This window comes from Chryseobacterium sp. 3008163 (assembly GCF_003669035.1).
Lineage (GTDB): Bacteria > Bacteroidota > Bacteroidia > Flavobacteriales > Weeksellaceae > Chryseobacterium.
In genome coordinates, this window is the sequence record NZ_CP033070.1 from 4402071 (window position 1) to 4415886 (window position 13816).

The window sequence follows — 13816 nt, forward strand, 5'->3', positions numbered from 1 at the left end:
GATTTTTTTTATTACCAGTTATTTAAACCGTTTTCTAAAGCTTTCTTATAATTATCTTCATCAAAAGAATAAAGGTCAGGAGACTTGTGGGCACCGCCACGGCGTTGCTCATCTAATTTTCTGAGAATACCCAAATTTTTAATTTTTCTGTAGAAATTTCCTCTGTTGAGCTCTTTTCCTAAAATGGTTTCATACAATTTCTGCAATTCTGAAAGAGTGAACTTTTCAGGTAAAAGATTATAACCGATTGGTTTATACGAAATTCGTTCTCTTAAAGCGAGTAATGCTTTATCAATGATTTCGCGGTGATCCATCGCCAATTCAATTTCGTTTAGCTGGCTTAGATATACCCACTCGCACTTATCACTGAATTCGTCAATGATTAGATTTGCATTGTCAGGATTATACAAAGCATAATATCCTATAGATACAAAACGTTGTTTGTGCCATAGAGAATCATCAAAATCTTCGAAATAAAATTCACTTCTTTTCTTTTTTCCAAAAACAGCAAATTCTTCTAGATAAACATCTGATATTCCGGCTCTTTCTTTCAAAACTCTCTTTGCAGCTTCGTCCAAATCTTCATCTTTTTTCACATATCCGCCTGGCAAAAGCCATTGTTTGCGATAGGTCATCTGAAGGAGTAGAACTTTCAATTCACTTTTATCAAAACCAAAAACTACCGGATCGGCTGACAGATGGGATAGGTAAAGGTCTTTAGCCTCTTCAGATTTACTTAAAAATTGTTGTTGTGAATCCATATACTGTTTTGTGAATATCTAATATGACAAATTTAACATTAAAAAATTAAGAATTTCTGAAATATGGTAGATAGAATATGAATTTGGGGATTTTTTAACTTGATTTTTATCATAGTTTCCATGTGAATCAATGAGTTTTTTTATTGGTATTAAATTTTAATGTTCTAAAAATCAGCATTTTAAATTTAATATTAATTTTTATTAATATTTTCTTTGGTAATTCATCTAAACAATGTATAATTGTAATGTTTCGTTATGAAACAATGAAAAAAACACTATTATTAATTATTTATTTCAAGATATTCTTATTTGAATATCTATTGCTCGACAATAAATGAATATTCTTTTCACCTAAAGTCGAAATACAATTTGGAATTAGATTGAAGTTTTACATGAAGTATGTTTATTGATTAAAAAAGCTTAAAAAGTAGCAGGTTACTAAAAATTCCAAACAATTTTAATGAATGTAGAAATCACCCAAAAATGGGTGCAGGAGATGTTGTGCCTTGAAAAAAGATAAAAAAAGTAAAGACAAACTATATAATAAAACATGAGAAAATCTACACTTAAAATTTCAGCTTTGGGACTAATGTTTTCCTTTGCTTCAGTTTTTGGACAAGAAAAAACTGATACGCTGGCTGTAAAGAATGCACTGAATGCTGTAAAAACAGAGGAAGGCGTAAAAACCGTGACCACTTCTTCAAAAGAAGACAACAACAGAAACGTAATGTTGAACGCAGCCAACAACACAAGTCCAAGAGACGTGAACATCGGTTTGCCATCAACAGTGGGTGGAATTACCATTCTTGAAAATGATTTACCTGCCGTTTATTTCTTTTGGCCGGAACTTCCGAACAAAACCTGGAGACAAAGTGTAGGCTTGGAAAAAACAGGATTGTTGAAAATGGATCAGCTTGCAAACACAATGGGCGATCTTGGTTTTGCAGTTAATTCTTATTCTCAGACTGGAACCAAAGATTTTAAACTAAAAGGAAAATTCACGACGAGTACTTTCGGTTGGTTGCAGGGAGATGTAAATGTTTCCGGACCAATTTCTAAAAACGGCTGGACGTACACTGTTGGTGCTTTTGCCAATTTCGACCCGAGTACTTACAAATTGGGATTTACCAGAAATGTAGATGAAACAAAAATTTTCAGAGCAGGTGTTACCAAATATTTTAATGATGATAAAGGAAAGATTTCGATTCAATATAAATATGCAGATTCTTACAGCATCACCAATTATGCAGTTTTCCAATATGGAGAAAACGGAAAAGTAACCGAGTTGGACAACTTCAGAATCGGTAGAGATTCTTATGTTGTCAGAGACGGACAAATAAAAATGAAAGACATTCTTTCCGGAAATACCTACTGGGCAAATATGGACGGAAACGACAGTAGAAATACATCCCACAACATCGATATCTTCGGTAATTATTTATTAAACAACGGCTGGAATTTCAAATTTTCAACCAGAGCCCACTTTGCAACAGCGAAGTCTTCGAACATTATCCCTTTAAGTATTTTCAATGCCAATGCTGCTGCGGGTTACACGATTGCTTCAACAGGTCAGGTTTACACAGGAGCGGTTGGAACTCAGTTGGCAATGCATACGCCTTCAACGCCGATTACCAATATTGCAGGACGTTTTTCATTAAACAAACAATTAGGAAATCATAATGTTACTTTTGGAGTCTTAGAACAATATTACAATATAGATAAATTCACATCAAACAGATCTTTCTTCTTCCAGACTGTTGAGCCACAGCCTCAAAGACTGATCGGAACGACGACTGACGCAGACGGTTTTTACAACTACAATGCAGGAGGAGAATTCCACAGCGGTACAGAAAACAAACTTTCAGTGTACGGAACAGACGAATGGAAAGTTTCAGATAACTTCAATTTAAGTTACGGTTTACATTTAAGAAATCATATCATTGATGGCGAATATTCTTTGACGCCAAGAACTGTAGGTTTTAATTTCACAGACCCAAGCCAGTTTAATCAAATCAATCAAAGTTTCTTCCAGATTGGAGGTAGTTTAAACGCAACTTATAACATTACCAAAAACTTTGGAGTTATCGCAAACGCTTTATATACCGAGGAAAACAGAAGATTAGAAAGTTATTCGCAGGCTTTTGAACCGAATACCAATAAAATTAAAAGTCCGTTGGGAGCGTTGGGGATTTTCTGGAACACAGATTACATTCAGTTGATTTCTCAGGCGACTTATCTTAAAAAGAACAATAACTTAAACAGATATAATTTGGTAAACCCTGCAAATACGACTCAAGCTCAAAACGTTACGGTTTATTATGATATTCAGACGATTGGATGGACAACCGATTTTGTAGTAAAACCTTTCAAAGGATTTAATTTACATTATTTATTGACTTTACAGAATCCTGTGTATAAGAAATTCAATTTCAATGCTTTCGGAACAGCTTACGATTACAACGACAACAATGTGTTGGGAGTTGCTAAAGTGCTGATGGAAATTGACCCAAGTTATACGATTGACAAATGGAGATTCTGGGCAAGTTTCAGATATTTCTCAAAACAATATGCAAACCTTACGAATGCACTTTACTTCGCACCAAGATGGGAAACTTTCGGTGGGGTAAGTTATACGGTGAACAAAAACATCAACCTTGGCGCAACGGTTATCAACTTCCTGAACCAAAGAGGAGCGAGTGGAACCATCAACGGTGCTGAACTGATTACCGATGCAAGTCCATACTACGGAAAACTGTTGACGGGAACATACATTATGCCATTGACAGGTCAGTTTTCTGTAAGCTTTAATTTCTAAAATTTAACAATGAAAAAATCAGTATTCAATATAGCCGCTTTATTTCTGGGCGTCACTGCTTTTTCTCAAAATATCCAAACCGTGACCAATTCCAAAGGTCCGGTTTTGGGGTATTCTGCAGATTCAGGTGTGAAAATTCTGACGGTTGGCGGAAATAAATTTAAAGATTTAAATAAAAACGGAAAGCTTGACAAATACGAAGATTGGAGACTTCCGGTTGACGAAAGAGCAAAAGATTTAGCTTCAAAAATGTCGGTTGAGCAGATTGCAGGGTTGATGCTGTACAGCGGTCACCAATCAGTTCCTGCTCCAGCAGAAGGTTTCAGAGCAGGAAAATATAATGGAAAGTTCTACAAAGAAAGTGGCGCAAAAGCTTTCGATTTAACAGACCAACAGAAGAAATTTTTAAAAGAAGATAATCTTCGTCACGTTTTGGTAACGACAGTAGAATCTCCGGAAATTGCCGCAAAATGGAGCAATAATATTCAGGCTTACATCGAAGGTTTAGGATTAGGAATTCCTGCCAACAACAGTACGGACCCGAGACATTCGGCAACGGTAACAGCAGAATTTAATGAAGGTGCAGGCGGACAGATTTCTCTTTGGCCGGATGGTTTGGCAATGGGCGCAACTTTCGACCCAGAATTGGTAAAGAAGTTCGGAAATATCGCTGCTCAGGAATACAGAGCCTTAGGGATTTCAACGGCTTTATCTCCACAAATCGACTTGGGAACAGAACCCCGTTGGTACAGAATCGCTTATGTTTTCAGCGAAAGTCCTGAATTGACCGCAGATTTAGGAAGAGGTTACATCGACGGTTTCCAGACAACCATCGGAAGTAAAAACGGCTGGGGTAGCAAAAGTGTAAATGCAATGGTAAAACACTGGCCGGGAGGCGGACCTGAAGAAGGCGGTCGCGACGGTCATTGGGCGATGGGAAAATATGCGGTTTATCCGGGAAATAATTTTCAGAATCATGTAAAACCTTTTACCGAAGGTGCTTTCAAATTAAATGGTGGAACCAAAGAAGCTTCTGCGGTAATGCCTTATTACACGATTAGTTTCAATCAGGATACGAAAAACGGAGAAAATGTAGGAAACGGTTATAGCAAATACTTAATCACTGATTTACTTCGTGGGAAATACAAATACGACGGCGTAGTCTGCACCGATTGGTTAATCACCGCAGACGAACCAAAATCTCCGGGAGGATTTGCCGGAAAACCTTGGGGAGCTGAGAAATTATCCATCGCAGAACGTCATTACAAAGTTTTGGAAGCGGGCGTTGACCAATTCGGAGGAAACAACGACAAAGCCCCTGTTTTGGAAGCGTATCAAATGGGCGTGAAAGAACACGGCGAAAAAGCGTATCGTGCAAAATTTGAACAGTCGGCCGTTCGTTTGTTGAGAAATTTCTTCAGAACCGGATTGTTTGAAAATCCTTACGTAAACACAGAAGAAACCAAGAAAATCGTCGGAAATCCTGAATTTATGAAAGCGGGGTACGAGGCTCAGGTAAAATCAATCGTGATGCTGAAAAACAAAGCCAATATTCTTCCAATTAAGGAAAGAAAAACGGCTTATATTCCGAAGAGATATTCTCCAGCAACCTTCAACTGGTGGGGAATTTACACCGGACCATCTTTAGAATATCCCGTGGATATCGAAAAAGTGAAGAAACTTTTTAACGTAACCGATGACCCTGAAAAAGCTGATTTCGCCTTGGTTTTTGTGAAAAGTCCACACAGTGAAGAAGGCGGTTACAGCGACATCGATGCCAGAGAAGGCGGCAACGGTTATGTCCCGATTTCTCTTCAATATCAGACTTATACAGCAACAGAAGCTCGTGAAAAAAGTATCGCAGCGGGAGACCCGGTTGTTGCTCCAAACGTACACGACAGAACGTTCAAAAACAAAACTTCTACAGCGACCAATTTCACAGATTTGTTAGCCATAGAAAATGCTTACAAAGCAATGAACGGAAAACCTGTAATCGTTTCTATCACAGCTTCTAAGCCAATGATTTTTAATGAATTTGAAAAACACGCAGATGCAATTCTGATGAATTTCAATGTGTCCAATCAGGCAGTTGTTGATATTGTGACCGGAAAATACGAACCTTCAGGATTGCTTCCGCTTCAGATGCCAGCGAATATGGCGACGGTTGAAAAGCAGAAAGAAGACGTTCCTTACGATATGGAAACGCACAAAGATTCCGAAGGTCACAACTACGATTTCGGCTACGGAATGAACTGGTCTGGTGTGATTAAAGATGCCAGAACTCAAAAATATCATAAGTAATAGTTCATCAAAATTAGTTAATTGATGTCTTGAGACCGGGCATTACGTTCGGTCTCATTTCTTTCAAAATATTTATTGGGGCAGCTTTTCCGCCTGTAGTTTATCCTGAGCGAAGTCGAAGGGTTCCCGCTTTTTTATTATTGCGAAGAAACGAAGTCAATCAGTTGAACTTTTCATCAATCGCAATAACAAAAAGAGCTCCACTCAAGTCGGGCTGCGTGCAATTCGCTGTTAAAATTATTGAGATAAATCAACAGCATTTTTGTCATTCCGTAGCAATCTCAGCAATGTTATTTATTGAAATACTAAGTTTAGATTCCTATGGAATGACAAGCTAACTGTTATTTAATTGTTTGTCTTAGCTGAGTAGAACGCCTTTGCGAACTTAAAAACACCGAATCACATCAAAAAAACTTTGCGCTCTTTGCGTTAAAAAAATTAAAATCAAATCAATTCAAAAATGAAAAAATTAATCATAGCAAGTGCATTTCTTTTAGGATTAAGCATAATCAATGCACAAAAATCAATTCCATTATACAAAGGAAAAGCGCCGGGAACAGAAAACTGGACACAAAAAGAAGCGCAGCAATTTAATGAATTGTTCAAAACAGAAGTTGTTTTCAACGTAGCGCAACCTTCAATGTTATTATTCGAAGCCGATAAGGCGAAAGCCAACGGAACGGTAATCGTTGTCGCTCCGGGTGGTGGTTTTCAAAGTTTATCCATCAACAGAGAAGGAATTGATGTTGCCAAAAAACTAGCAGAAAACGGAATCACGGCAATCGTTTTAAAATACCGATTATTGGAAACAAAATCCAACGACCCTGCAAAAGAAATGATGGAAGGCATCAAAGACCGAAAAGCATTTGACGCAAAAACAGCTCCAATCAAAGTAATGGCTGGAGACGACATCAAAACGGCCATTTCCTACATCAGAACCCACGCAAAAGAATTAAATATCAATCCTGAAAAATTAGGCGTCATCGGATTTTCTGCTGGAGCAAGTGTGATTTTGGAAAGCGTTCTTCACAGCAAAGATGCTTCAACGTTACCGAATTTCGCAGCTTCTATTTATGGCGGACCAAGTCAGGAGATTTTAGATACATCGATTCCTTCAGCATCGTTGCCATTATTCATTTGTGCAGCAAGTGATGACCAATTGAAACTCGCTCCAAAATCAGTTTTATTGTACAGCAAATGGCTTGAAGCAGGACAGCCAACCGAACTTCACATCTACGAAAAAGGTGGTCACGGTTTCGGAATGGGAAAACAGAATCTTCCTGTTGACAAATGGTCGGATGTCTATCTGGATTGGTTGAGATTTCACAAATTTTTATAGAATATTAAGCAGATTTTTTATCTGCAACATTTAAAAAATATGTGAGAAATTCTAAAATTGATCAATAAAGTCCCAAAGGGACGCTTTACTAAAGGATGGGATAAAATCCTATCAAAAAAATCAAATTAATATAAATATCAACATATGAAAAAGAATATATCAACGCTGATAGGACTTTCTCAGAAAGCAAAATATTCAGGATTATTCCTGGCTTTATTTGCTGCATCGCCGTTTGCAAATGCTCAGACTAAAAATGCAACGGTGACGGTTGACGGAAAAACATTTAAAGATTCCAACAAAAACGGAAAATTAGACGTTTGGGAAGACACTCGTCTTTCGGTGGACAAAAGAATCGATGCCATCATCAAGCAAATGACCAATGAAGAAAAAGTGAATCTTTTAATCGGAACCGGAATGCCCGGAATTGAAGTGCTGATAGGACCTGTCGGAGATTCAAAACAAGGTCTGGTTCCCGGAGCTGCAGGTGGAACAGATTCTTTTGACAGATTCGGAATTCCTGCGACGATTGTTGCGGACGGACCTGCAGGTTTGAGAATTCAGCCAACGAGAGAAAATGATTCGAAAACCTATTATGCAACGGCATTTCCTGTAGGAACAGCATTGGCTTCAACTTGGAACAAAACTCTTTTGGAGCAGGTTGGAAAAGCAATGGGTAATGAAGTGAAGGAGTATGGAGTCGATGTACTTTTAGCTCCGGCTTTGAACATCCACAGAAATCCTCTGAACGGCAGAAACTTCGAATATTACTCTGAAGACCCATTAATTTCAGGAAAAACTGCGGCGGCAATCGTCAATGGAATTCAGTCTCAAGGTGTGGGAACTTCTATCAAACACTTCGCTGCAAATAATGAGGAAACCAACCGTTTGACCATCAATGCACACGTTTCTGAAAGAGCAATGAGAGAACTGTATTTGAGAAACTTTGAAATTACGGTGAAAGAATCCCAGCCTTGGACGGTAATGTCTTCCTACAACAAACTGAATGGTGTCTACACTTCAGATTCTAAAGATTTACTGACTCAGGTTTTGAGAAACGAATGGGGTTTCAAAGGCATTGTAATGACCGACTGGTTCGGAGGTTTCCCAGGATTTGAATCGATTAAAGATGGTGGAATTTCTGATGTGGTAAAACAAATGAATGCAGGAAACGACCTTTTGATGCCCGGAATTCCTGCTCAGAAAAAAGTATTACTGGCAGCTTTGGATTCAGGGAAATTGTCTCAGGAAGTGGCGAATTTGAATGCAAAAAGAATTTTAGAATATATTTTCAAAACACCAACTTTCGCTCAATACAAATACAGCGATAAACCAGATTTAGTTCAGCACGCTGAAGTCACAAGAAATGCAGCAGCAGAAGGAATGGTTTTGCTTAAAAATGAGAAAAATGCTTTGCCTTTTGCCGATAAACAGAAAGAAGTTTCATTATTCGGAGTGACTTCGTACGCTTGGATTACAGGCGGAACGGGAAGTGGAAGTGTCAACAACAAACACACCGTTTCTTTGTTGGAAGGTCTCAATGCTGCAGGTTACAAATTGGACAAAGAACTGGTTGATTTATACAAACCTTTCGCTGAAAAAGAAGCAACTGTCGAAAAAGAAAGCCGAAAAGCAAGAGGCATTTTGGCACTTCCGGGAAGATTGGCTGAAATGAAAATGGATGATGCTTTCCTGGCTAAAAAAGCAGAAACTTCTGAAATTGCCTTTGTGACTTTGGGTAGAAACTCCGGAGAAGGCGGTGATAGAGTAGTGAACGAAGATTTCAACCTTGCAACGGAAGAAATCGAAATGCTGGACAAAATCTCCAAAGTGTTCCACGCAAAAGGGAAAAAAGTGGTTGTGATTTTAAACATCGGTGGTGTTATAGAAACCGCTTCGTGGAAAGATAAAGTTGATGCTATTCTATTAGCTTGGCAACCTGGTCAGGAAGGCGGACATTCTGTAGCTGACGTGGTTTCCGGAAAAGTAAATCCTTCAGGAAAACTGACGATGACGTTCCCTGTGAATTATTCTGACCACGCTTCATCAAAGAATTTCCCGGGAATTCCTGCAGACAATCCAAAAGAGGTGACGTATGAAGAAGGTATTTATGTTGGCTACCGTTATTTCAACACCTTCAATGTGAAGCCGTCTTATGAATTCGGTTTCGGTAAATCTTACACCGACTTTGCTTACAGCAATTTAAAACTGAATTCTAAAACTTTTAATAACAAATTAGAAGTTACAGTTGATGTAAAAAATACCGGAAAAGTTGCCGGAAAAGAAGTGGTAGAATTATATCTTTCTGCTCCCAACCAATCGATCGACAAACCAAAATCTGAGTTGAAAGCCTACGCCAAAACAAAAGATCTGAAACCGGGAGAATCTCAAACCATCACTTTGACTTTGAATCCGAAAGATTTGGCATCCTACATTACCGCAAAATCCGCTTGGGTGGCTGAAGCAGGAAATTACAAAGTGTCTGTTGGTGCATCTTCATTGGATATCAAACAAACCGCAGATTTCTCAGTTCCTAAAGAATTGGTCGTTGAAAAAGTACAGCACGTTTTCCCTGCAGACAAACAGTTTGAAGATTTGAAACCTTAAAATTATACTCTCGCTGATTGAGCAAATTTTGCAGATTCTTTATTTGTAAAATCTGCTCAATCTGTAAAATCTGTGAGAGATAAAATTTAAACCATTAAGAAAATTAAATTTTTAAGTTTCTATTAAGAAAAATCAAAGATTTTATTCAGCGGTTTACTTAATGGTTTTGTTTACAAAACTTAATAATTCTTAAAAACTAAACAAATCTTAATGGTTCAGTAAAAATTAATCTTAAGTTTAAATTTATTGTCTCAAATTAAGATATTATAAACAAAAGAGGTTATCTTTAGACTCTTTAAATTTTAATGTATATGATCAATAATGAAGTACAATCAAAAAGGAATTATACCATTCCGTTGATTACCATTACGCTTTTATTTTTTATGTGGGGATTCATCACATGCATGAATGACATCCTTATTCCATACCTGAAGCAGCTCTTTAAACTGACATTTTTCGAATCGATGTTGGTACAGTTTTGTTTCTTTGGAGCTTATTTTATAGGTTCATTAATTTACTTTTTGGTTTCCACATCAAGCGGAGATCCCATCAACAAAGTTGGTTACAAAAAAGGAATTCTCTTCGGGATTTTCTTGGCTGCATTCGGATGTATCTTGTTTTATCCGGCGGCAACATTCTCTTCTTACGGACTATTTTTAGGAGCATTGTTCGTTCTTGGATTAGGATTTACAGTTCTTCAAATCACTGCAAACGCTTACGTTTCGCTGTTAGGTTCAGAAGATTCTGCATCAAGCCGACTCAACATGACGCAGGCTTTTAATGCCTTCGGAACGACGATTGCTCCGGTTTTGGGCGGACATTTAATCTTTGAATTTTTCTCGGCTGATGACGGTTCGTTCTCTGCAGTAGCAACACGAATTCCTTATTTAATTTTTGCAGGAATCTTATTGCTGGTTGCTTTATTAATTTCAAGAGTAAAATTACCATCGTTTCAAACAGAAGAAGAGGAAGCCGTAAAAGGTTTGGGCGCATTGCAGCACACACATCTTTTATTCGGAGTCTTTGCGATGTTCTGTTATGTAGGTGGGGAAGTAGCGGTAGGAAGTTTCATCATCAGTTTCCTTGAGCAGCCACAGGTTATGAATCTTAATGAAGTAGTCAGTAAAAACTATCTTTCTCTATATTGGGGAGGTGCGATGATTGGACGTTTCTTAGGTGCGATTTCTTTGAATCATTCAATCAGCCAAAGCAAGAAAGCATTGTATATGTTGGGAGCTGCAGCGGCGGTTTTCATAGTGATTTTCAGTATTGTTGATTTAACGTTTTCACAAATCAGTTTCTTCCTGGTCTTTATTGCTTTAAATTTCGTTGCATTTTTTGTGGGAAAATCTGCTCCGGCAAGAACTTTATCCATCTTTGCAGGAATCAACGTTTTGTTACTGATCTCAGCGATGTTAAATCACGGCGAATTGGCGATGTACAGCATTTTAGGAATCGGAATTTTCAACTCGATTATGTTCTCTAATATTTATACGCTTGCCATTTCAGGATTAGGAAAATACACAAGTCAAGGTTCGTCATTGGTTGTAATGGCGATTTTAGGAGGTGCGATTGTTCCTATTTTTCAGGGATATTTAGCGGATATTTTCGGAGTTCAGCATTCATTTATTATTCCTGTATTTTGTTATGTATTTATTTTGATTTTTGGGGCGTATTGTACCAAATATCTGGGTCATGTGAAGCAGGATGCTGATGCTAAATCGGGACATTAAAATGTTTGAGCTTTTAAAATATAAAACTTGCTTTTGAGCAGGTTTTTTTGTTGCATTTTTTCTTGTTTTATGGTTTTCCGTATTTTTCCCTTTTAGCCTTAGTTTACTTTTGTTAAAGATTTAAACAACTATAAAACTTGACCTTATGAAAAAATTATTATTAATGATTGTCTTAACAATTACGATTAACTCTTGTGACCGAAGCAGCAATAGTTCAGAATCTTGTAGTTATAATGGACATACCTTGTATACAGGTGAGAAAGGTGGATGTTATTATTTATCGTCTGGAGGTAATAAAGAATACGTCGATAAAAGTTATTGCAATGGTTGTAACTAAAATCTTATATCTTTAATTGACAAAACCTGCTGTTGAGCAGGTTTTTTTAGTTTATAAATCTATTTCAATAAATTACTATTAATCAAAATAAATTTTAGCTATAAATTCTTTAACTTTTTGTAAAGGATAATCCGTATTTTCCAAATTGTAATATTGTTCATAATTTAATTCTAAACCATTTAAATAATTATCTGTCTGAAAAATTTCAGTTCCAATACTTTTATTCATTTTGCTAAAACTTTCTAACATATCTTTATAATGTGTTGTTTTATAAGTATCATATATACTTCTAAGATGAGGAATAAAATTATTAAAAAACTCAATTTGTAAACTTTGAAAATCTACACCTTTTTGAGAGAAAATTTCATTTGGAATAATAAAATTTCCCTTTTCATCTCGATTATGAATAATTTTTAAATACGACAAAAGAGAACTATGAGTATTTAAATTTTCATCAATAAAAACGTCACCCATTTTTTCATCTAATTTTAATCCAACTTCTGTTAAATTATTGTACTTTGATGTTGAATGTTTTTTAAATGTATCACGAGATTCATTCAAAAACTCATTATAAAATTCTATTATATTTAAGACTTCAATGAAATCATCCTCCCAATCAATGCTTGGATATTTTTCATTAAAATAATAAACTATAGAATTGTAAATTTCGCGGAATTCCAATTTCTCAAAATATTTAAAGCTAGAATCTGTAGAATATCTTAATACGTTACTTCCCAATAGGAAATTTCTTTCTTCTTCAATAAATGTCTTTGCAAACCTTCCGTTCTCTTCAAAATAAACAATCATTGATTCTATTAAAGTTTTGAAGATTTTTAGATTGGTTTGGTAGTACTTTATAACCTCTAATTCTTTCATCTCCTTCTCTATGGTTAACTTTGAAACTTCATTATCTAAACTTAAATTAAAAATCTCCTTTTGGGATTTATTAGCTTTATATTGAATATAAAAAGCAAGAAATGTTAGCATTGATGCAGTTATAGCAATTATTGGATTTAATGTTCCCCCTATACTATCACCAATTTCATTTGGATTTAATAGTTCTCCATCATTATTTCTATTTTTAGGTACAGAAGTAATTAAATTATTCATTCCATAATATTGATAAATATAATAAAACGAATAAATTAACAAAATGACACTAAGTAGAATAATAAATAAGAGTAAGAAATCTTTTTTTTCGTCATACTTTTTAAGTTCCATAGTTTTTTATTATTAAATGAAGATAAGATAAATATTTTTTCTTTCAAGCAGTAAAAATATTAACTCACTAATTCAAAACCTTCAGTATTTCTACGGAAAATTCAAACATTCAAAAACAGCCGTTTTCCCACCTCACAACTATGGGTACACCAAACAAATATACAGTGGTAAGGGAGTAAACGTAGCAGATGCAGACAAGGAAAGAGACAACGCTTTCAGAGTTTTGAAAAACTTTCTCAACGGCTACCGCAAAATGACAACTCTCTCAAACTACCAGTTTGCAGAAGACTTGTATCAGGTTTTCAAGCTTTATGGATTAGAGATTGACAAGCAAAGCTACTCCCAGCAAACCGCACAGATGAAAAAACTCATCGAAGACCTTGAAAAAACGGAGAATATTCAGAAACTAAATGCACTTTCGTTAATTCCTGCTTTCAATGAAATGAAGTCTAAGCATAATGCTTTTGAACTCATATTTGCCGAACAGGCAGGAGCGAATGCGAGTTTAAGACAAATGAAAACTGCATCAGCAATTCGCAGAGATTTGGAGAAAATTTTAAAATCTTTTCTTAATTTAATTACTGCTATGAAAGACATCGACGATTGGAAGTTATTGTATGCTGACATGAATGAACTGATAAAAGCTGCTAAACTGTCGAAAAAATCAACTACGCCAGATAAGGGTGAGAAAAATCTTTAATAAAG

The 13816-nt window shown here is 36.2% G+C and carries 9 protein-coding genes; 7 read left to right on the forward strand and 2 right to left on the reverse strand.

Annotated features, from left to right (window positions below):
• Positions 1-11: 11 nt before the first annotated feature.
• Positions 12-761, reverse strand: coding sequence for an NUDIX hydrolase (locus tag EAG08_RS20445; protein ID WP_129537058.1), 750 nt, complete (start codon positions 759-761; stop codon positions 12-14).
• 550 nt (positions 762-1311) lie between these two features.
• Here EAG08_RS20445 and EAG08_RS20450 point away from each other — a divergent pair.
• The 6 genes from EAG08_RS20450 (at position 1312) to EAG08_RS21495 (ending at position 11890) form a co-directional block, all read left to right on the forward strand.
• Positions 1312-3576 carry a TonB-dependent receptor gene (locus tag EAG08_RS20450; protein ID WP_129537059.1) on the forward strand — a complete coding sequence of 755 codons (2265 nt, stop codon included), beginning with the start codon at positions 1312-1314 and terminating at the stop codon, positions 3574-3576.
• Between the two features lie 9 nt (positions 3577-3585).
• On the forward strand, positions 3586-5877 hold the full coding sequence (locus EAG08_RS20455; protein WP_129537060.1) for a glycoside hydrolase family 3 protein: 2292 nt from the start codon (positions 3586-3588) through the stop codon (positions 5875-5877).
• Between the two features lie 460 nt (positions 5878-6337).
• Positions 6338-7216, forward strand: a complete 879-nt coding sequence (locus tag EAG08_RS20460; RefSeq protein ID WP_129537061.1) for an alpha/beta hydrolase — start codon at positions 6338-6340, stop codon at positions 7214-7216.
• A gap of 144 nt (positions 7217-7360) precedes the next feature.
• Positions 7361-9820, forward strand: a complete 2460-nt coding sequence (locus EAG08_RS20465) for a glycoside hydrolase family 3 C-terminal domain-containing protein (RefSeq protein WP_129537062.1) — start codon at positions 7361-7363, stop codon at positions 9818-9820.
• A gap of 311 nt (positions 9821-10131) precedes the next feature.
• Positions 10132-11553 (forward strand): sugar MFS transporter, encoded by a 1422-nt coding sequence (locus EAG08_RS20470; protein ID WP_129537063.1) that lies wholly within the window; start codon positions 10132-10134, stop codon positions 11551-11553.
• A gap of 163 nt (positions 11554-11716) precedes the next feature.
• Positions 11717-11890 carry a hypothetical protein gene (locus EAG08_RS21495; RefSeq protein WP_164998600.1) on the forward strand — a complete coding sequence of 58 codons (174 nt, stop codon included), beginning with the start codon at positions 11717-11719 and terminating at the stop codon, positions 11888-11890.
• Between the two features lie 78 nt (positions 11891-11968).
• On the opposite strand, the gene EAG08_RS20475 is transcribed toward EAG08_RS21495, so the two are convergent.
• A complete protein-coding gene (locus EAG08_RS20475) occupies positions 11969-13111 on the reverse strand; it encodes a hypothetical protein (RefSeq protein ID WP_129537064.1) in 1143 nt (380 codons plus the stop codon).
• 223 nt (positions 13112-13334) lie between these two features.
• Between EAG08_RS20475 and EAG08_RS20480 the strand changes: the two genes are divergently transcribed.
• Entirely contained in the window at positions 13335-13811 is a 477-nt protein-coding gene (locus EAG08_RS20480; RefSeq protein WP_262696764.1) for a DUF6261 family protein, read from the forward strand.
• Positions 13812-13816 lie beyond the last annotated feature (5 nt).